Source organism: Elizabethkingia argenteiflava, assembly GCF_009904105.1.
Classification (GTDB): domain Bacteria; phylum Bacteroidota; class Bacteroidia; order Flavobacteriales; family Weeksellaceae; genus Elizabethkingia; species Elizabethkingia argenteiflava.
The window spans coordinates 1-20,709 of record NZ_JAAABJ010000492.1; the positions used below are offsets into that span (position 1 = coordinate 1).

Annotated in this window: 17 protein-coding genes and 1 pseudogene; 3 read left to right on the forward strand and 15 right to left on the reverse strand. The window is 36.5% G+C overall.

Annotation, left to right across the window (positions count from 1 at the left end; all coding sequences use genetic code 11):
* The 3 genes and pseudogenes from GNY06_RS15635 to GNY06_RS06345 all read right to left on the reverse strand — a co-directional run.
* Positions 1–130 (reverse strand): annotated as a pseudogene (locus GNY06_RS15635) (IS982 family transposase); the annotation flags it as partial.
* Positions 131–758: 628 nt separating this feature from the next.
* On the reverse strand, positions 759–3,584 hold the full coding sequence (gene uvrA / locus GNY06_RS06340; RefSeq protein ID WP_166519283.1) for an excinuclease ABC subunit UvrA: 2,826 nt from the start codon (positions 3,582–3,584) through the stop codon (positions 759–761).
* A gap of 329 nt (positions 3,585–3,913) precedes the next feature.
* Complete coding sequence (locus GNY06_RS06345; RefSeq protein WP_166519284.1) at positions 3,914–4,513, reverse strand: nitroreductase family protein; 600 nt, start codon at positions 4,511–4,513, stop codon at positions 3,914–3,916.
* 95 nt (positions 4,514–4,608) lie between these two features.
* On the opposite strand from GNY06_RS06345, the gene GNY06_RS06350 reads away from it, so the two are divergent.
* The 3 genes from GNY06_RS06350 to rpe all read left to right on the forward strand — a co-directional run bounded on the left by GNY06_RS06350 (position 4,609) and on the right by rpe (position 6,874).
* The gene (locus GNY06_RS06350) at positions 4,609–4,956 is read left to right on the forward strand and encodes a winged helix-turn-helix transcriptional regulator (RefSeq protein WP_166519285.1); all 348 of its coding nucleotides are present in this window, start codon (positions 4,609–4,611) and stop codon (positions 4,954–4,956) included.
* A gap of 298 nt (positions 4,957–5,254) precedes the next feature.
* The gene (locus GNY06_RS06355; protein WP_099512797.1) at positions 5,255–6,121 is read left to right on the forward strand and encodes a sigma-70 family RNA polymerase sigma factor; all 867 of its coding nucleotides are present in this window, start codon (positions 5,255–5,257) and stop codon (positions 6,119–6,121) included.
* A 102-nt stretch (positions 6,122–6,223) separates the two neighbouring features.
* A complete protein-coding gene (rpe, locus tag GNY06_RS06360; protein WP_166519286.1) occupies positions 6,224–6,874 on the forward strand; it encodes a ribulose-phosphate 3-epimerase in 651 nt (216 codons plus the stop codon).
* 66 nt (positions 6,875–6,940) lie between these two features.
* Here rpe and GNY06_RS06365 read toward each other — a convergent pair whose 3' ends face one another.
* The 12 genes from GNY06_RS06365 to GNY06_RS06420 form a co-directional block, all read right to left on the reverse strand.
* Entirely contained in the window at positions 6,941–7,360 is a 420-nt protein-coding gene (locus GNY06_RS06365; protein WP_166519287.1) for a nucleoside-diphosphate kinase, read from the reverse strand.
* A 438-nt stretch (positions 7,361–7,798) separates the two neighbouring features.
* A complete protein-coding gene (locus tag GNY06_RS06370) occupies positions 7,799–9,262 on the reverse strand; it encodes an MFS transporter (protein WP_166519288.1) in 1,464 nt (487 codons plus the stop codon).
* 23 nt (positions 9,263–9,285) lie between these two features.
* A complete protein-coding gene (locus tag GNY06_RS06375; protein ID WP_166519289.1) occupies positions 9,286–10,464 on the reverse strand; it encodes an acetyl-CoA C-acyltransferase in 1,179 nt (392 codons plus the stop codon).
* A gap of 18 nt (positions 10,465–10,482) precedes the next feature.
* A complete protein-coding gene (locus tag GNY06_RS06380) occupies positions 10,483–10,893 on the reverse strand; it encodes a hypothetical protein (protein ID WP_176589985.1) in 411 nt (136 codons plus the stop codon).
* 43 nt (positions 10,894–10,936) lie between these two features.
* The gene (thrC, locus tag GNY06_RS06385) at positions 10,937–12,226 is read right to left on the reverse strand and encodes a threonine synthase (RefSeq protein ID WP_166519290.1); all 1,290 of its coding nucleotides are present in this window, start codon (positions 12,224–12,226) and stop codon (positions 10,937–10,939) included.
* Positions 12,227–12,240: 14 nt separating this feature from the next.
* Positions 12,241–13,167 (reverse strand): homoserine kinase, encoded by a 927-nt coding sequence (locus GNY06_RS06390; RefSeq protein ID WP_166519291.1) that lies wholly within the window; start codon positions 13,165–13,167, stop codon positions 12,241–12,243.
* Positions 13,168–13,178: 11 nt separating this feature from the next.
* Entirely contained in the window at positions 13,179–15,635 is a 2,457-nt protein-coding gene (gene thrA / locus GNY06_RS06395) for a bifunctional aspartate kinase/homoserine dehydrogenase I (protein ID WP_166519292.1), read from the reverse strand.
* 472 nt (positions 15,636–16,107) lie between these two features.
* On the reverse strand, positions 16,108–17,484 hold the full coding sequence (locus tag GNY06_RS06400) for a nucleoside permease (RefSeq protein ID WP_166519293.1): 1,377 nt from the start codon (positions 17,482–17,484) through the stop codon (positions 16,108–16,110).
* Between the two features lie 32 nt (positions 17,485–17,516).
* Positions 17,517–18,110: a bifunctional nuclease family protein gene (locus GNY06_RS06405; protein WP_166519322.1), complete on the reverse strand. Its 594-nt coding sequence runs from the start codon at positions 18,108–18,110 to the stop codon at positions 17,517–17,519.
* 76 nt (positions 18,111–18,186) lie between these two features.
* Positions 18,187–19,134, reverse strand: coding sequence for an electron transfer flavoprotein subunit alpha/FixB family protein (locus GNY06_RS06410; protein ID WP_166519294.1), 948 nt, complete (start codon positions 19,132–19,134; stop codon positions 18,187–18,189).
* A gap of 31 nt (positions 19,135–19,165) precedes the next feature.
* A complete protein-coding gene (locus GNY06_RS06415) occupies positions 19,166–19,912 on the reverse strand; it encodes an electron transfer flavoprotein subunit beta/FixA family protein (protein WP_166519295.1) in 747 nt (248 codons plus the stop codon).
* Between the two features lie 74 nt (positions 19,913–19,986).
* Positions 19,987–20,703, reverse strand: coding sequence for an SDR family oxidoreductase (locus GNY06_RS06420; protein WP_166519296.1), 717 nt, complete (start codon positions 20,701–20,703; stop codon positions 19,987–19,989).
* Positions 20,704–20,709 lie beyond the last annotated feature (6 nt).

Genomic DNA, 20,709 nt, shown 5'->3' on the forward strand with positions numbered 1-20,709 from the left:
TGATATTGAGTGCAACAAGTTCCAAATCAGAGAGTTTTGGAACTCTTATTTTCTTAGTAGTTTTGATATGACTGCAGATTTTTGTCAATTCTCTTAAAATAATTTCGTAATTTTGAATAAGATTGTTCATGTATTTAATTAATTGATATCCAATTAAATATACGGTTTTTCAATCAAATAAACAATCTTTTTCCAGTATATTCTCTAAATGCACAACAGGTTATTCTTTATAAACTTTTAAACTATTCAATCTTAAAGACAAAAATTGAGGTATTGAATCATAATTTTATATCTTGCCTTATAAATACTACAACACTTTTGCCTAAAGCGAACCTCTCATTTTTGATCTCCTTCGCTGGCTTGTTTTTCAAAAGCAATGATTTTTAGCACCTGAAAATTCGAAAACTCAAAAAGACGTTTAAAGAATAAACCCCACCAAAAGGCGAGGTTATATTATTAATTCCTTTTAGCCCACTCCGGAATCTCCTTCATGCCTCTGGTGGGACTAGCTTTATACTGTCTGGAACAGCGATGTTCTGGAAAATTAGACGTTAAAAGCGCTTCCAGTATAAACAAACCAGTTTCCTTAGTAGCAACTGGCTTTGTTTCAGTCCAGCTACATATGCAACTATTTAGTTCATTCAGCGTTTTTTGAGAATATAGAAAGGTTGCTAAACGCGTTTTTACGATTTAACTTTAACGCAGCATGATACGCCAGATCCATTTGAATTCTTTTTTCTGTATTCATCAGGTTTTCTTTACAATTCTTTTTTCAAAAACTTAGCGGTCATGCTCTTTTTGTTTTTAACGATTTGCTCGGGGGTTCCTTCCGCGATAATTTCCCCACCGTATTTTCCTCCTTCAGGCCCCATATCAATAATATGATCTGCGGATTTAATAATATCCATATTATGCTCAATAATAACAAAGGAATTTCCCAAATCTATTAAGCGTTCTATAGCATTGAGCAAGACTTTTACATCTTCAAAATGGAGTCCAGTCGTAGGTTCATCTAAAAGATATAAAGTGTTCCCGGTCTGTTTCTTAGCTAGCTCGGTAGCCAATTTTATACGCTGAGCTTCCCCACCAGAAAGTGTAGTTGACTGTTGACCTAAGCTAATATAACCTAAACCTACTTCTTGTAGGGTTTTTACCTTAGTGTATATTTTAGGCAACGGCTGAAAGAATTCCACCGCTTCATTAATGGTCATTTCCAACACATCAGAAATAGATTTGCCTTTATAACGGACTTCCAGAGTTTCTCTATTAAATCTTTTTCCATGACAAGTTTCACAATGTACATATACATCAGGAAGAAAATTCATCTCTATTAATTTCAAACCCGCGCCCTGACAGGTCTCGCAACGTCCTCCTTTTACGTTAAACGAAAACCTACCCGGTTTATAGCCTCTTATCTTAGATTCCAATAATTCAGCAAAAAGAGTGCGTATATCCGTAAAAACCCCTGTATAAGTGGCCGGATTAGAACGTGGTGTCCTACCAATAGGAGTTTGATCTACATCTACAATCTTATCAATATGCTCTATCCCCTCTATACTCCGATAAGGTAAAGCTTCTTGTGCACTTCTATAGAAATGTCTGTTTAATATTGGATAGAGCGTTCCGCTAATCAATGAAGATTTTCCACTCCCCGAGATTCCAGTAACCACCACCAATTTGCCTAAAGGGATTTCTAAGTTTACATTTTTAAGATTATTTCCTCTTGCACCCTTCAATAGAATAGAATGTCCATTACCTTTTCTTCTTTCTGATAAAGTTTCTATTTTCCGCTTACCGGTAATATAATCAGCAGTAAGGGTATTGGCTTTTAATAATTGGTCGGGCGTTCCCTGCCATAGGACCTCTCCTCCATACTTTCCTGCCTTAGGCCCTATATCCAAAATATGATCTGCTGCTAAGATCATATCCTTATCGTGCTCTACCACCAGTACGGAATTGCCTATATTTCTTAAATTTTTCAAAGAATGAATGAGACGTTCATTATCTCTTTGGTGTAATCCTATAGAAGGTTCATCCAGTATATACAATACATTGACCAACTGTGAACCAATCTGTGTAGCCAGACGAATTCGCTGAGATTCCCCCCCAGATAGGGTCCTGGTAGCGCGACTTAGACTTAAATAATCCAAACCTACGTCCAAGAGAAAACCTAGCCGATTTTGAATTTCCTTTAAAATTTCATGCGCTATGATTTTATTTTTTTCCGAAAAACTATCTTTCACATCCTCTAACCACTTTCGGAGCTCCGACAGAGGTAAACTGCTCACTTCATAAATATTTTTACCCCCTATTTTAAACTGCAAACTATCAGTATGAAGCCTGGCCCCTTGGCAGTCGGGGCAAGTTTCATCGGTTGTAAAATGTCTTTCTATTATGCTGGCTTCATAACTATCCTTATCTTCTATAATTTGTTCTAAAAAAGGAATAAGCCCCTCAAAATTGATTTTTATTTTTTTGCTGATACCAGCATGTGATAAATCTTTGACAATCTCCGGATGCTTTCCCTTGTAGATAAAATTGAGAACCTCCTGAGGAATTTTGCTAAAGGGTGTGGACAAACCTAGGTGATAAAACTCTAGAATAGCTTTAATTTGACTCAACAGCCATTTATTATTTTTAAGATCTTCTAAAGGCAATAAACCACCTTGTAAGATAGATAGTTTAGGATTTTCTACAAAAAAATCAGGATTTATTTTCTTTATATTTCCCAAACCTTTGCATCTAGGGCAACTTCCTTTAGGAGAATTGAATGAAAAAGTATTAGGCTCAGGTAAGGGAATAGAGGATCCGCTGAGGGGATCCATAAGATTTTTACTGTAATATCTGAAATTTTCTTCGCCAAATTTCTGAATCATTACAACGCCTTCTCCCAGTTTTAGAGCTGTAGACAGAGATTTCTGAATTCTAGATTCGGAAACACTCTCTCCTATAAGTAACCGATCAACAACGATTTCTATATCATGAGTTTTATAACGGTCGAGCTTTAAATCGGGATCTATATCCATAAGTTTTCCATCGACCCTCGCCTGCAAATAACCCTTTTTAGAATATTGAGCAAAAAGCTCTCGATAATGGCCTTTTCTAGCTCTTACCACTGGAGACAGAAGCAATATTTTTTGATCTTTATAGGTTTTTCGAATAGCTTCCAAAATCTGATCTTCGGTGTATCCAATCATTCTTTCTCCCGAGTTTGTAGAATAAGCATCTGATACTCTAGCGTAAAGAAGTCTCAAAAAATCATATAGTTCGGTAACCGTTCCAACTGTAGAGCGAGGATTTTTAGAAGTGGTCTTCTGCTCTATGGCAATCACAGGAGATAATCCTTCAATTTTATCCACATCTGGTCTTTCCAAACCACCTAAAAATTGTCGGGCATAGACTGAAAAAGTCTCAATATACCGCCGTTGACCTTCAGCAAATATAGTATCAAAAGCCAAAGAAGATTTACCACTCCCCGATAAACCGGTAATCACAACCAATTCATTACGAGGTATTTTAACATTAATGTCTTTTAAATTATGCTCCCGAGCACCATAAATTTCAATGAAATCGGTATTTTTCATAAGATTACAAAGATAGTAATGATTTGGCTAATTTTTGGCTATAGTGATGTCTTTAGCAATATAGGGCTCCTCTATGCTTCAAAGAGCTTTTTTCATGGGTGGTTAAAAGTATTTTAGTAAGGAGGTCTTTGCTTATTCCGTGAATCAATTAATAAGTAAGTGACAGTTCACCTATTCATTATATAGCCTACCCTCTATAACAAATATAGAGGGTAGGTTGATCAAATAAGTAGAAACCTTTGTGAAGATCTATTATACAACCTGCTTTCAAATCAGAAGAATTCATGCCTTACACAAGTTTTACAGGCTTTGAAAATGAGCTCTACTATTTATGATAAGCTTGTGATTATATTTTGTAAAGGCAAACGAGATTTAGAAGTAATATTAGGCTGATTAACATCTTCAACATCTCTATAACCGATAGCAACAGCAAATACGGTTTTATATCCGCTCAATGAAAGTATACTGTCATATTCCTCATTTTGAATACCCTCCATTGGTGTGCTATCAATCCCCATACTGGCACAAGCTGAAAGAAAAAAACCTAGAGATAGATATACTTGGTGCTTCATCCACGATTTGATGTGAGTCTCCCCTTTCGGTTTTAGGAATTCGTTATAATACCCCATCGCACTGGGTCTATTTTTTTGAAGGCGTTTTTCAAAATATTCCACATCATCAATTGCAGCAAATACCACCAAGTGGCTGGACTCTTTAACTCTTTGTTCGTTGAGATAAGAAACCTCTGCCAGCTGATGCTTGATTTTTTCATCCGAAATAAAAATAAACGTCCACGGCTGGCTATTAATAGAGGAAGCGCTTAAATGTAAAATTTCTTTTAGTTCTAAAATTTTTTTATCTGAAACTTTTTTATCGGTATTATACTTCTTAGTGGTATACCTGTTCTTCATAAGATCTAAAAAATCCATATGCGTAAATTTTAAATTATACTATATTTTTTAATGTTGCTAAATTAAGTATAGTTATTTACCTTTACAATAACAGTTAAAAAAGATAGTAACAGATGTATAAGATAGGTGATAAATCATATCCATGCAGTACAAGTTTGACTATGAGATACATAGGCGGAAAATGGAAAGCAGTCATCCTCATTCATTTAATAGAAAAAAAACGATATAGTGAATTGAGGAAAGAATGTTCACTCATCACCGAGCGGACATTGAGTTTACAATTAAAAGAAATGGAAGCCAACGGACTGATTACCCGTACTGTACACACAAGCAAACCTCCTCTAAAGGTAGATTACGAATTAACAAAATTTGGAAAAACGCTTATCCCCCTCCTTAAAGATATTGCTCAATGGGGAAAGGATGCCGCTGAAACCCATGAGGAGATTGAGAAAATAAAGTGATATTTTTAAACCGCAACCTGTGTTGCTTGATAAAATCAACATTGGGATTCTCCTCATGGGTATTCTGATCTTAAAGTTTTCATTTAATCATAAAAATATATTAATAAATGACAGGCTCCCATAGCCTATAAATGGGACATAACCGGCCTCCCTATTTTATAAGTTATTTTGCGACTTTACTTATTTTTGCTTTTATTTTATAAAATAAATTTCTAAAAAAATAATAAATTGTAACCTTTCTGCTCTTTGCAACGTATAAGTCTGTGGAGCCCTTTATTTCGGGGTGAGTATTTTTACTATGAGACAACTTAAAATTACCAAGCAAGTAACCAACAGGGAAACTGCATCGTTAGACAAGTACCTTCAGGAAATTGGGAAGGTAGAACTTATTACCGCTGATGAAGAAGTGGATTTAGCCCAAAAAATTCGTGCTGGAGACAGAATTGCTTTAGAAAAATTAATTAAAGCTAACTTGCGTTTCGTAGTATCGGTATCCAAACAATATCAAAATCAAGGTCTTTCTCTTCCTGATTTGATTAACGAAGGAAACCTAGGCCTCATGAAAGCTGCTAAGCGCTATGATGAAACCAGAGGATTTAAATTTATATCCTATGCGGTATGGTGGATTCGACAGTCCATCCTGCAAGCTTTGGCAGAACAATCTAGAATTGTACGTCTTCCATTGAATAAGATCGGTTCCATCAATAAAATTAACAAAGCTTACGCCCACTTAGAGCAGGAAAATGAAAGACCTCCTTCTCCTGAAGAATTAGCCGAAGTGCTAGATATGAGCGAAGAGGACATCAAAGAGTCTATGAAAAACTCGGGAAGACACCTCTCTATGGATGCTCCTTTGGTAGAAGGTGAAGATTCTAACCTTTACGATGTCCTTCGCTCTGGAGAATCTCCATCTCCGGATAAAGACCTGATGCTGGAATCATTGCAAATTGAAATTGAAAGAGCTTTAAATACTTTGACACCACGAGAAGCTGATTTGGTAAGACTGTATTTCGGTTTGAACGGTAAACACCCTATGACGTTAGAAGAAATCGGTGAAACATTTGATTTAACTCGGGAGCGCGTGCGCCAAATTAAAGAAAAAGCGATTAAACGATTAAAACACAACAGCAGAAGTAAAATTCTTAAATCTTATTTAGGGAAATAACTCTACTCTCTCGGAAATGATAATATTCTGAATATTTAATAATATAGGACAAAGCTTTAAAAAAACTTTGTCCTCTTTTTTGTTAAAAATTAAAATCTAAAAATGAAAAATAAACTCATCGCTCCTTCTATACTTTCAGCAGACTTCGGAAATCTACAAAAAGACATTGAAATGATTAATAAAAGTCCCGCCGATTGGTTTCATGTGGATGTTATGGATGGCCGCTTTGTACCAAATATCTCTTTTGGTTTCCCAGTGATGAAAACCATCAAGCAATACGCCACAAAATTTATCGACGTTCATTTAATGATTGTAGAGCCTGAAAAATATGTGAAAGATTTTGTAAAGGAAGGTGCAGATTTAATCTCAATTCATTACGAAGCATGCACGCATTTACATAGAAATATTCATCAAATCAAAGATCTGGGTGTAAAAGCTGGTGTAGTACTCAATCCCTCTACTCCTGTCTCTGTCTTGGAAGATACTATAATGGATATAGATTTGGTACTTCTTATGAGTGTAAATCCAGGATTTGGTGGTCAGAAATTCATTGAGCATACTTATAAAAAGATACATCAAACCAAGGCATTGATTCAACAGTATGAAACCAATACTTTGATACAGGTTGACGGTGGGGTAAATCAACATAATGCAGCTTTACTATTCAAATCGGGAGCGGATGTTTTAGTGGCTGGAAATGCCATCTTCTCTTCTCCGAACCCTACTGCTACGATTGAAATGTTAAAAAAATAATAAAGCCCTAAGCTAAATAAAAAAAGCGACCTTTAAAAGGTCGCTTTTTTTATTTATAATGAAATTTTAAAATATCTCTCTGCCAGCAAAGTGAAAAGAAGCTTCAATTAATGCATTTTCGTCAGAATCAGAACCATGAACTGCATTTTCACCTATGGATCTTGCATACATTTTTCTAATCGTTCCTTCAGCGGCTTCAGCAGGATTGGTAGCACCAATAAGCTTTCTAAAATCTTCAACAGCATTCTCCTTCTCAAGAATAGCTGCAACAATAGGCCCCGATGACATAAAGTCTACCAACTCTCCGTAAAAAGGTCTTTCCGCATGTACTTCGTAGAATTTCTTTGCATCGGCAAGGCTTAATTGGGTAAGTTTCATCGCCTTAATTTTAAATCCCGCTTCTGTAATTTTTCCTAAAATCGCACCGATATAACCATCTGCCACAGCATCTGGTTTAATCATAGTAAAGGTAATTTGTCCTGACATTGTTATGTATTAAATTTGCCTTGCAAAAATACGAAAATCATTTTGCTTTCGGATGAGATTCGGGCAAAATTATAATCAAGAACTTATTGAGTATGATTTTAAATCTGAAAAACTAGGATAAGGTTTTCACGAAGATAGGTTTTTATATTAAATAGTGCCTGTCTTTTAATCTTACTTACATCTTCTTTCTATTCATGTAGAAAATTTTAAAACATCAATCTCTAAAGGCTTCCTCATAAAGGGGGGGGGAATATTGCATATTTTAAGCATCATTCCTTTGATTATAATACTACTGAATGACAAGTATTTAACGTTGGAAATCCTTAGCCTATCGCTATTTTCTCTTATTGGCATAGATATTGATTATCTATAACAGATTCTCATGTTAATTGAGTTTTCATGGTTATTAAGTTTTACCCTGACAATAGTCAGGGTTTTTTAATTCCAACTTCTTTTTTCTAATTTCAAGAAACGTATGAATATTAATCCTAAGCCGAAAAAAATTGTCATCGAAAGCGCCGCAAACCTCATATCATTATATTTTTCTATGAGGGTGGCAAATATAAATGTACCCAACATAATGGCTAATTTTTCGAGTACATCATAAAAACTGAAATAGGTAGTATTTTCCATACTATCTTCAGGTAACAATTTACTAAAAGTAGAGCGCGACATGGCTTGTAATCCTCCCATTACCAAACCTACGATACTGGCTACTCCATAAAACTGATATTCTACCTGAGGATTTTCTTTATTAAGATAATAAGCGAAAAAGCAAGCGATCAGCCATATCACCACAGCCATGCTAATCACACTTTTATTTCCTATTCTCTTCGCTAACCACGAAAAAAACATCGCTCCGAAAATAGCTTCAATTTGAATAATAATAAGTACCAGAATTAACTTCTCTTGAGGTAGGTTAATTTCACTTTTTCCAAAAAGCGGTGCCATCAAGAATATGGTTTGCATTCCTATGCTATAAAAAAAGAAGCTGATCAGGAAATACTTTAAATTAGGAGTCGCAAATAACTTATTTCCTACTTTAAAAAGCTCTCTAAAACTTTCTTTTACAATTTCCTTGTAAAAAAGCATGTTTTCCTTTACTACATGTAAATAGCCTCCGTTATCTTTATGATTTTTGAAGAAATTTTTAACATTTAGCAAAACAATATCTTTGGGCAACTTATGAGTTAATTTTCCAAATTTTGGGAGGTGTTTAAAGGTATATTGGGAAAAGCCAAACCACCAGGCTCCGGTTAGCAGAAAGCTAACCCGCGTAAGCTGAGTTGCTTGTTGTGGCGTTTTAGCTACAAACATGATAAGAAGCAAACAAATGACTACTAAAATAACAGAACCTATATAACCATAGATATAGCCTTGGGCTGAAAGTTCATCTTGTTTATCCGGTGAGGCAATATCAGGTAAAAAGGAATTGTAGAATACCAAACTCCCCCAAAAACCAACACTGGCTGTAATGCTAAAGAGTAAGCCCAAGAAAACTGTATTCATGCTCGTAAACAATGCTAACCCCATACAGGAGGTAGCCCCCAGATAGCAAAAAAATTGTAAAAAAGCCTTTTTATTTCCTATCGTATCGGCTAAAGCTGATAAAATGGGTGATAAAAATACCACGATAAAAAAAGATATGGTAAGAGAATATCCATAAATAGCGTTTGGATGGTATTCATTACCAAAAATATGAATGGTATTACTCACCGGGATTTTTATCCATTTATGAGTGTTTGCTATATATTCATCTTTTTCATATGCAGTGGTGATGACAGCATAATATATTGGGAATATGGTAGAGGTGATGACCAAGGAATATACGGAATTGGCCCAATCGTAAAAAGCCCAAGCCTTCATTACCTTTTTGTTGTTCTTGGTATTTTCTGTTATCATGAAATAGCCTATAATTTGAATTTTTAAATGTTCTCAATCACAATAGCAGAAGCTCCCCCACCCCCATTACATATAGCGGCAGCTCCGTAGCGCGCCTTTTTTTGCTTTAAAACATTTATAAGCGTAACGATAATTCTAGAACCAGAATTCCCCAAAGGATGACCTAAAGCCACTGCTCCTCCATGGATGTTCACGATATCCGTGTTTAATCCCAAAATCTGATTGTTGGCGAGTGCCACTACTGAAAAAGCCTCGTTAAATTCAAAAAAATCAATTTCTTCTATTCTTAGGTTTGCCTTTTCCAATGCCAAAGGTAAAGCCTTAGCAGGCGCTGTTGTAAACCATTCCGGAGCTTGAGCTGCATCGGCATAAGCTATAATTTTTGCTAACGGACGAAGACCGAGGCTCTCCATTTTTTCTTTGGACATTAAAATAAGAGCAGAAGCGCCATCATTTAGTGTAGAGGCATTGGCAGCTGTAACACTCCCATTTTCTTTAGTAAAGACTGTGGGCAAGCTAGAAATTCTATCAAAATTCACGTTCTTATACTCCTCATCTTCCTCGAAAATAAGGGGATCCCCTTTTCTCTGGGGAATAGATACCGGAATTATTTCCGCATCAAATTTCTTTTCAGCCCAGGCCCGAGCTGCTCTTTGGTAAGACTGAATGGCAAATTTATCCTGATCTTCACGAGAGATTTTATATTCTGCAGCACAGCGTTCCGCACAGTTTCCCATATGTTGCTTGCTATATACATCGGTTAATCCATCCTTAATGAGTCCATCTTGCAACTTCATATCACCCAGCTTAACGCCCTTTCTCCCCTCTATATAATGAGGAACCTGCGACATATTCTCCATACCCCCTGCAACAATAACATCCACATCACCTGCTTTTATGGACTGGGCAGCCATCATTACCGCTTTCATACCAGAGGCACAAACTTTATTAATCGTTGTAGCAGGGGTAGTATCCGCAAGGCCTGCTCCTAAAGCAGCCTGTTTTGCAGGAGCTTGTCCTATACCGGCTTGTAATACATTACCCATATAAACCTCCTGTATCTCTTCCGGATTCAAATCTATTTTGTCGAGTGCTCCTTTTATTGCAATTGAGCCTAATCGTGTCGCCGGGATAGTAGAAAGGCCACCCATAAAACTGCCTATGGGTGTTCTGACTGCAGATACTACGAATACTTCTTTCATGTATTTGATTTTAGTTTTTTATAATTCTAAACTTTTATTTTTGTTATTTTTTGCCAAGAGGATTAAAAATACACCTATAAATTCAATAAACCATCCCCAGGAGGGTTTTACGAGGTCTACCATAACATTTCGAATTTTTTTTAAAGGAATAAAACTGAAAAAATCTATGGATTTTGATTTTATAGCGTATAGAGTCACTACAAATAAGACCAATAAAACTATTCCAAAAATCCGACTAAATCTGACTTTATCCAAAAGTATACTAACAAAAGCAGCCAATGTCAGCGACCATACGATAATCGATAAACCTTGGTCTAGCTTCCAATAGTTCCAATTTCCTATCAGAGGAATATGTACTAAAGGGAAAAAACTTCCTATCAACACTAATAAACAACCTGCTAAAGCTACTTTCTTCACAGCTGAATTCATTTTACTAAAATACAAAAAATACTAAAGCTGAAAATGCTTTTCTTTAGGAGGTTTTAACAAAATCTTTTATCTGCCGGAAGTCCACAGGAAACAAATGCACTATTTTTTCTTTTTGCTTAAACTCGGAAAGACGCGCAGGGATAACCAGGCGAGCAGAAATACTCTTTTCAACAGTTTCTATAAATTTTGCAGGGTGAGCCGTTTCCAAGATTACACCATTAAGGTTCCTGCCACTATCCTTCAGGTAGGCACAAAGCCCCAAATAAGCCACTGCCCCATGCGGATCTAGAATATAGCCAAATTCTTTATGTACATTATGAATGGCCGCTTGGGTCTGTTCATCTGTAAAATAATATCCAGACATCAAAGCTTTAAACTGATCTAAATTCCCATCAAATAAGGCCTTCATTCGTTCAAAATTACTAGGATTCCCCACATCCATTGCATTGCTAAGCGTTGATTTTGAGGCTCTAGGCTTATATTCTCCGGTGGAAAGATACTTAGGTACTATATTATTGATATTCGTAGAGGCTATAAATCGCTCTACCGGTAAACCCATCTTATAAGCAAATAAGCCGGCAGTGAGATTTCCGAAATTACCACTAGGTACACTGAAAACAATTTTTTTGTGATTTTTTTTTAATTGTGCATAGGCCCAAAAATAATAAAAACTTTGGGGAATAAGCCTGGAAATATTGATACTGTTGGCTGAAGTCAAATGATATTTTCGGAGCTCTCTATCTGCTAAAAGTTGTTTCGCCAGCGCCTGACAATCATCAAAAGTACCCTCTATTTCTAATGCTTTTATATTGTGTCCCCAGATGGTAAGCTGCTTTTCCTGAAGGGGGCTTATCTTGCCCTTAGGATATAAAATGTAAACCTGAATCCCCGGAACTTTATAAAAGCCTGCGGCCACGGCACTCCCAGTATCTCCAGAAGTGGCCACAATCACCTTCATGGGCTGTCCTTCTGCATAATAAGACATGAGTCGGGCCATAAACCTGGCTCCGATATCTTTAAAAGCCAGGGTGGGACCATGAAAAAGTTCCAAACTGTAAATAGAATCTCGGATAAGGCTCACAGGAATATCAAAATTCAAAACTTCCTCTAGCATGTCTTCTAACACCTTAGGAGGGATCGTATTTCCTACAAATTGTTTTGCAACCTCAAAACCAATCTCTGGAAGGGTTTTATTCTGGATATCTCTAAAAAATGAAGGGGGGAGTGGTGGAATGTTCTCTGGCATATAAAGGCTACCATCCCCTGCTAATCCATTAATTACGGCCTGTTTTATACTAACTAACTCTTGTGTTTTTATTGATAAATATTGCATAATTATTCTTTATTTTAGATGATTAGAGCTCCTTTATTATTCATTTTGGTAACCTGAGATTCGCTTTTAATCTGATGCCTATTGAGAAGATGATAAAGACGATCAGAAATTTCGTCGGCTTGATCTTTATTCTTGCATAGAGCAAAAACCGAAGGTCCGGAGCCAGAGATTCCAAAACCTATAGCCTTATTCTCCAATGCAATTTCTTTCATTTCGCAAAAAAAAGGAATCAGCATAGACCGAATAGGTTCTATAATGACATCCTTCATACTTCTACCCACCAAATCCATATCACCTGTACAAAAGCCCGATACCAATCCTGCTACATTCCCCCATTGTTCTATAGCCTTCTGCAATGGGATCTGCTGTTTTAGAATCTTTCTGGCTTCCCCTGTAGGAACATTGATATCAGGATGTACAGAAACCACAAATAAATCTTTTATAAAAGGAAGCTTAATAACATCCAAAGGCTCATAACTTCTTATCAAAACCAAGCCTCCTAATAAAGATGGTGCCACATTATCAGCATGAGCATTTCCAGAGGCCAAGCGCTCTCCTTCCATCGCGAGAGGCAAAAGCTCACCTTTAGTCAATGGATTTTCAAAAAGCTCATTTATAGCGACCAATGCAGCCACACTACTAGCTGCACTAGATCCCAATCCGCTATTTAAGGGCATTTTTTTATACAATTCAATATCCACCCCCTGACGAGATTTAACTTTTTCCAGAAATAAATTGACAACATGTCCTACCACATTTTTTTTAACATCTAAAGGCAATTTACCCTCATCTCCCTCTATTTTGGTGATACGTGTTGTATGGGTGTGATTAAAGGAAACAATAACTTGGTCTCCAGGGTTTTCAATAGCAAAACCTAGAATATCATATCCACATACGACATTCGCTACAGTAGCCGGAGCATAGCATTTTACTTTTTTCATAGACTTTACTTTTATAAGGCGGTAACTCTTACTAAATCAGCGAACACTCCAGCTGCCGTTACGGCAGCACCCGCACCAGGACCTTTGACCACCAATGGAGTATCTTTATAACGGGTTGTTGTAAAAGAGATAATATTATCACTCCCCGAGAGATTGTAAAATGCGTGATCTGAATCCACCATTCTCACTTCTACTTTAATTTGGTAATTTTCCAATATTCCAATGAGTCGTAATTTTTTATTTTCCTGGGCTGCCTTATTTTTATAGGCTGCAAAGTAGCTTTCATAAATTTCCAGTTGTGCATAGAAATCTTCTACAGAATGGGCATTTAAGCAGGCTTCTGGAAGGAAATTTTTAATTTCAACCTGTGAAAGTTCTATATTCCATGCATTTTCACGTGCCAGAATCAGCATTTTTCTTGAAAAATCTAATCCATTGAGATCATCGCGTGGATCCGGTTCTGTAAAACCTAACTCCTGGGCTTTCCTCACTACTTCTGCAAAAGTTGTATCACCTGTATAATTATTGAATATGTAGGAAATCGTTCCGGAGAGTATGGCTTCTATTTTTAGGATTTCATCTCCGCTTATAAGAAGATCATTAAGGGTTTTGATAATGGGTAATCCCGCACCAACATTGGTCTCATATAAAAAGTTTACGCTGTGTTTTTCGGCAAGATGTTTTAATTGTAAATACTGGGCATAGTTCTCCGAATTGCTGATTTTATTACAGGTAACCACCGAGATGTTATTGCCGAATAAATCTTCATAATAACCTACCACCTTTTTACTAGATGTATTATCTATAAATACGCTATTGGGTAAGGCATAGTTTTTCACAGACTGAATAAAACTTTGTAAATCTGCTAATATACCCTCATTAGCCAGCATTTCTTCCCACGTGAATGTATCGATGGGAACCTCCTCCTGAGAAAGAAGCATTTTTCGGGTATTCGCTATACCTACAACTTTAATCTCTATTTTATGCTTCTCGATTAAATTTTTAGACTCTTGATGAATTTGCCTTAAAAACTCTCGCCCTATATTACCCGTTCCTACACAAAAAATATGATATGTTTTTATCGGTGACAAAAGAAAAGCATCGTGGATGACATTTAAAGCTTTGGAGAGATCCTTTTCTGAAATGACTGCAGAAATATTTAATTCGGAGGATCCTTGAGCAATAGCAGCTACATTAATGTGATGTTTACCCAAAGTGCTAAAGAGTTTCCCACTTATTCCTTTGGTATTCTTCATCCTTTCTCCCACAATGGCTACAATACTCAAATCGTATAACACTTGGGGGGGGTGGAGTTTTTTAGCTTCTATTTCTACTTGAAATTCTTCTCTTAAAACTTGTTGAACTTTAGCACTATCTTCATTCGAGATGCCCAATGAAATACTGTGTTCGGAACTCGCTTGGGTGATGAGAATAATATTGATATTAGCCCTGGAAAGCGTACTAAAAAGACGCGCACTAAATCCCTTAAGACCTACCATACCACCGCCTACAATATTCACTAATGCCACTTTATCTACAGAAGATATTCCTGTAATTAGAGCTTTATCCTGTACTTTTCGATGCGTATAAATCTTAGTTCCCACATGTTCTGGATCGAAAGTATTCCTAATAGAAATCGGTATTTTTTTTGCAACGACAGGCACCAAAGAAGGGGGATAAATAACTTTAGCCCCAAAATAAGAAAGCTCCATAGCTTCCTCATAACTTAGATACTCTAAGGAATACGCATTTTTTACCCGCCTAGGATCTGCTGTCATAAAGCCGTTTACATCTGTCCATATTTGTATTTCCGAAGCATTGAGGCTAGCTCCGAATATAGCGGCTGTATAATCGGAACCACCTCTTCCCAGAGTGGTAGTAGTATGCTGTAGATCTGCAGCGATAAATCCTGTAATGATATAAACTTTAGGTGCCAGATCTTTTGCCCATTGCTGAATATTTTGATTGGTAATCTCAAAATCTACTTCTGCTTTCAGGTAATTGGAATTGGTTACAATCAAATCGCGAGCGTCCTTAAATTCGGCTTGTAGAAATGTATTGAAATAGGCTGTAATAATAGGACATGAAAGTTGCTCTCCCAATGCTATAATTTTAGATTTAGCCCTATCCGACAATTCACCCAAATGTGCAACACTGGAAAGTAAATCCTCCAACATGTTGAAATTACTTTTCACCAGCATCAATAATGAATTTTGTGCTGATATGGGTAATATTTCCCTGATTATCTCATAGTGACGATGTTCTATTTCCTCTAGAATTTCGTGAAAATCCAACTGATGCCAAGCCTTTTCTGCAGCTTCTAATAAGGCATTGGTTGTTCCCGCAAAGGAAGAGCATACCACAAATAAAGCTTGATGGTCTTCTTTTTCGCGCTCTACAATCAATTTTAATTTTTTAATCCCTTTTATACTTCCTACGGAAGTACCTCCAAATTTTAAAATTTTCATATCAATATTTTTCCTACTAAAAAAGCCCTTCTGATCTACAGAAAGGCTTGATGTTATTTTTATTATTTTTCTAAATATTAATACAACCCTTTCCTCAGCAATTGAATAATTGTTGTGGACGTTGTAATGGTAGTTGTAATTATATTTTGGTTCATTTATTCTTTTAAAGACAGCGTAAATGTAGATACAAAAAATAAATCCACAAAATTTTTTATAAAAAAGTTGTATTTGAAATTTATTTAAAGTCCATTCAAATCTTAAAATCCTTTGAATATAAGGTTTAATAATCAATTTAGGCGATTCTCCCTGTGCTTAAAATAAAAGCGCTCTTTACTTTATCCGTAGGTTGCCCTAAAATACATAAAGCAAAAATCCATGTGCTGATAATCACATGGATTTTTTATATTTCTAAAAATTTAAAGCCGTTACTTTATAAAAGCCGATGATCTATACTTTTATATTTTTAAAAGAACTAATGTCCTACAGCCATAACATCCTCTGGCTTATGCTTGTGCCTGAAGAAAACAGCAAATAAGACTGCAATAACAAGGGCATAGAGAGCAAAGGCAATCCAAATTCCGGTCCATTCATGCACCACAATAGGTCGGGAGAGCATGCCGTTAGCCAAAATATCTATTTTTTTTTCGGATAAAATTCTTATAAAATACTTGTTGTCAATACTTGTTTCGAGATACCCGGAAAGATCCGCCGCATTGGTATAACTATGGGTGAAGAACTTATCGCTAAGGCGTCCTGAAGTGAAGCTTCCCAATACGGCTCCAAAGCCATTGGTCATCATCATAAATAAACCTTGAGCTGAAGATCGGATTTTCGCATCTGTATTGGTTTCAATAAACAAAGAACCCGAAATATTAAAGAAATCGAAAGCCATACCATAAATAATACAAGATAAGATAATCATCCATAATCCTGAGGTGGGATTCCCTAAACCTAATAATCCGAAGCGAAGCACCCATGCCAGCATGGATATTAACATCACTTTTTTAATACCATACTTCCTTAAGAAAAAAGGAATGGCTAGGATAAAAAGCGTTTCAGAAACCTGAGAAATAGACAATATGATAGTGGAATATCTCACCACGAAGGACTCTGCAAATTTTGGAAAATATTTAAACTCATCTAAAAAAACATCCCCATATGCATTGGTTAATTGCAATGCGCCGCCCAGGAACATAGAGAATATAAAAAATAGGGCTATTTTATAATTTGCAAACAGCTTAAAGGCATCCAATCCAAGGATCTGAAAGAGATTGGCATTTTTATTTTGTAATTTTTGAGGGGGACATTTGGGTAATAAAAAAGCATAAAGCCCTAAACATAAAGCCGATGTACCCGCTATATAGAATTGATATTCATTAGATTTACTCCCAGAAAGATTGGTGATCCACATAGCCGTGATAAAGCCAATAGTTCCCCACACTCTTATTGAAGGGAAATCTTTAACCACATCTTTATTGTTATTTTTTAAAACGGTATAAGAGATAGAATTACTCAATGCAATAGTAGGCATGTAAAAACACATGGCGATCAGCATAATCCAAAAGAAACCATCCGGCGTGTTTACCTGAGGTAGGTAGAATAAAGTACAGGCATATAGAATTTGCAAAATCCCGTAAAGACGTTCCGCATTCATCCATCTGTCAGCAATAATACCTGAAAGTGTCGGCATTAAAATAGAAGCAATCCCCATGGTACCAAAAACTTCTCCAAACGTAGTTAAATCCCATTGCTTGTTTCCTATCCAATAATTGCCAAAAGTAATGAGCCAAGCCCCCCACGTAAAAAACTGAAAAAAGTTAAGCAGGGTCAATCGTAGTTTTATATTCATATATTTAAATAATGTAGGTCAAACAGTTGAAATTAGTCAATATTCTTTTTTCTTTTTTTTATTTCCTGTTGTAACTCCAAAGCTGTATCAAAATCTTCTTCAAGAACAGCTTTATCTAGCATAGCTTGAAGTTCTTCTAACATATAAACTTCATAGCCTTCTTTAATCTCTTCCTCATGGGGTTTTTGATTAGCATTATCTATTTCGGATAATTCTAGCATAATACCCGCTTCGGTAAGTACTTGTTCCGTAGTATAGATGGGAGCATTGAAACGTACAGCCATAGCTACTGCATCTGAAGTACGGGCATCCAAAATAAGTTGCTCGTTTTGGCGATTTTTGAGGATTAAATTAGAAAAAAAGACACCATCAAGAATTTGATAGATAATAATACTTTCGAGTTGATAACCTACAGTGGTGATAAATTTAGAGAAAAGGTCATGTGTTAAAGGACGAGGGGGCTGAATATCTTTTTCTAAGCCCAGCGAAATAGATTGTGCTTCATAATTACCGATAACAACCGGGAGTTTTATACCTGTTTCCTCCTGCTCTAGAATGAGCGCATAAGCCCCCATTTGGGTTTGGCTGTATGAAATACCTCTTATGATGAGTCTCTTATAATCCATGGCTACAAATATAAAAACATCGTAGCAATAAGCCACGATGTTTGTATGATTTTAAACAATTTTACTTCAAAATTAATTAGCCTTTAAATGCTTTTATTTTTTCAGTTAATGCTGGAACCACCTGAAAGGCATCCCCAACCACCCCATAATCAGCGGCTTTAAAGAAGGGTGCTTCAGGATCATTATTAATTACGACAATGGTTTTGGAAGCATTCACCCCTGCTAAATGTTGAATAGCTCCTGAAATTCCGACAGCGATATAAAGATTCGGCGATATGGCTTTCCCTGTCTGTCCAACGTGTTCAGAATGAGGCCTCCAGCCTATATCGGCTACAGGTTTAGAACTCGCAATAGCAGCTCCCAACACTTGTGCTAGCTCCTCAATCATTCCCCAATTTTCTGGTCCTTTTAGACCTCTGCCAGCAGAAACCACAATTTCTGCCTCTTTGAGATCTAATTTACCCGAAGATTGTTCATGGTTGAGAACTTGGATATCATCATTGGATATCGAAAGATTTTTAACTTCTTCCACTCCTTCCACCGGAACTTGTTTAATACCAAAGGCATTCTGAGAAACGCTAAGTACTACCTTAGTATCCTCTGCTTTTGCTTCCATATAAGCTTTACCCGAAAACGCTTTCCTTTTTACCTGAAAAGGTTGTATAGATTCTGGAGCTGCTATAACATTCGTAATTAAAGAGGCCTCTTTAGAAATCGCCAACATGGGCGCAATAGAAGAGGCATCGGTGGTATGAGGAAAGACAATGATATTGCCATCAAACACCTCACTCAAAGCTTGCATGTAAGACTTTGCACTGAAATTTTTGAGCGACTCTCCTTTAATATGGATTACTTTATTTGCTCCATACTGGTATAAAATAGCGGAATCATCAGTAGGGTTGATACTGATAGCTGTTACCTCATCTCCATTTTTTTCTGCGATTGCTTTAGCATACGAAACCGCTTCAAAAGCTGCTTTTTTGTAAACACCATTTATATTTTCTGCATATACGAATATTGCCATTTTTGTAGATTTAAAAAGTTAGAAAATAATACTAGATCACTTTTGCTTCTTCATGAAGTAGTTTTACCAGCTCGTCTAAATTGTCTTGAGCAACCAGCTTTACAGCTGCTCTCGGTGGAGCGCTATCGAAAGAAACCGCTTCAACTTTAACCTCGGTTGTTGAAGGTTCTACCACTTGTAATGGCTTGGTTCTGGCAGACATAATCCCTCTCATATTGGGTATAATAAGATCTTTTTCTTCTACTATACCTTTTTGCCCAGCGATAACTGCTGGTAATTTTACTGAAATAGTTTCCTTCCCTCCTTCAATTTCTCTAACTGCAGTCGCTGCTCCATCTTTAATTTCTAAGCCTACACAGGCATTTACAAAAGGCTGATTTAACAACTGAGCCACCATGCCAGGTACGGCTCCTCCATTATAATCTATAGATTCTCTTCCTGCAAGAATGAGATCATAGCCTCCGTCTTGGGCTACTTTAGCAATACCTTTTGCAGCTGATAGACTATCTCCCGGTTCTATATTTACTCTCACTGCATCATTTGCTCCAATTGCCAAGCATTTTCTGATCACAGATTCTGTTTCTGCTCCTCCTACATTGATTACACTTACTGTAGCACCTAAAGAATTTTGCAAATTTATAGCTTTGGTTAAAGCAAATTCATCAAGAGGATTAATCACCCATTGAATTCCATTTTTATCGAATGCGGATTTATCCGCCGTGAAGTTTATTTTGGCAGTGGTATCAGGTACACTGCTTATACATACTAATATTTTCATAATAGGTATATTGAATTTAGGCTAAGTTAATAAAAAACACTATGCATGCATAATAAAAATATATACATAGCATACTAATTATCATATAACTTTGGTAAGGTAGGTCTTATTTCAATTTTTGAGGGCAATACCCTAGGATCCATCTTTATAATATCTACAATTAGTGACCCTATATCTTCTGGCTGAATTTTCCAATCATCATCCTGACTGGGTATATTTTCGTTAAAATGGGATTTTACCGATCCTGGCAGTAAGGTGGAAACTTTAATATGATATTTTCTCAGATCCAACATTGCGGCCTGAGTGAATCCTACCGCTCCAAATTTAGAGGCATTATAACCTGCACCTTGAGCAAAAACATGACTCCCGGCTAAACTAGCAATGGAAATAAAATATCCCTTAGATTTTTTCAACAGCTCTACAGATGCTTTTAAGGTATGAAAGACCCCGTTCAGATTGGTGTCTATCATTTCATGCCAAGCTTCAGGCGAGAGCTCATCTACGGAAGCAAAACGGCCTATACCAGCATTGGAGACCACGAGGTCTACCCCTCCAAAATAATCTTTCACCTGCTGTAAAGCTCTTACTTCATCTTCAAAATTTCTAACATCGGATTGTAAAGCTAGCATTCTTGAAGTATCCTGACAAAGTTGTTTTGCTGAGACTTCTGCATTTTCTAATTTCCGACCGCTAATCGCAACTTTCATCCCAGCCTCTAATAAAACACGAGCGATACCAAAGCCTATGCCTTTTGTGCCACCGGTAATGTACGCAATTTTATTTTTCAACATCTGTTG

Coding starts and splice junctions, on each gene's coding strand:
- uvrA (WP_166519283.1), bottom strand. CDS start 3,584: ATGAAAAATACCGATTTCATTGAAATTTATGGTGCTCGGGAGCATAAT.
- GNY06_RS06345 (WP_166519284.1), bottom strand. CDS start 4,513: ATGGATTTTTTAGATCTTATGAAGAACAGGTATACCACTAAGAAGTAT.
- GNY06_RS06350 (WP_166519285.1), top strand. CDS start 4,609: ATGTATAAGATAGGTGATAAATCATATCCATGCAGTACAAGTTTGACT.
- GNY06_RS06355 (WP_099512797.1), top strand. CDS start 5,255: ATGAGACAACTTAAAATTACCAAGCAAGTAACCAACAGGGAAACTGCA.
- rpe (WP_166519286.1), top strand. CDS start 6,224: ATGAAAAATAAACTCATCGCTCCTTCTATACTTTCAGCAGACTTCGGA.
- GNY06_RS06365 (WP_166519287.1), bottom strand. CDS start 7,360: ATGTCAGGACAAATTACCTTTACTATGATTAAACCAGATGCTGTGGCA.
- GNY06_RS06370 (WP_166519288.1), bottom strand. CDS start 9,262: ATGATAACAGAAAATACCAAGAACAACAAAAAGGTAATGAAGGCTTGG.
- GNY06_RS06375 (WP_166519289.1), bottom strand. CDS start 10,464: ATGAAAGAAGTATTCGTAGTATCTGCAGTCAGAACACCCATAGGCAGT.
- GNY06_RS06380 (WP_176589985.1), bottom strand. CDS start 10,893: ATGAATTCAGCTGTGAAGAAAGTAGCTTTAGCAGGTTGTTTATTAGTG.
- thrC (WP_166519290.1), bottom strand. CDS start 12,226: ATGCAATATTTATCAATAAAAACACAAGAGTTAGTTAGTATAAAACAG.
- GNY06_RS06390 (WP_166519291.1), bottom strand. CDS start 13,167: ATGAAAAAAGTAAAATGCTATGCTCCGGCTACTGTAGCGAATGTCGTA.
- thrA (WP_166519292.1), bottom strand. CDS start 15,635: ATGAAAATTTTAAAATTTGGAGGTACTTCCGTAGGAAGTATAAAAGGG.
- GNY06_RS06400 (WP_166519293.1), bottom strand. CDS start 17,484: ATGAATATAAAACTACGATTGACCCTGCTTAACTTTTTTCAGTTTTTT.
- GNY06_RS06405 (WP_166519322.1), bottom strand. CDS start 18,110: ATGGATTATAAGAGACTCATCATAAGAGGTATTTCATACAGCCAAACC.
- GNY06_RS06410 (WP_166519294.1), bottom strand. CDS start 19,134: ATGGCAATATTCGTATATGCAGAAAATATAAATGGTGTTTACAAAAAA.
- GNY06_RS06415 (WP_166519295.1), bottom strand. CDS start 19,912: ATGAAAATATTAGTATGTATAAGCAGTGTACCTGATACCACTGCCAAA.
- GNY06_RS06420 (WP_166519296.1), bottom strand. CDS start 20,703: ATGTTGAAAAATAAAATTGCGTACATTACCGGTGGCACAAAAGGCATA.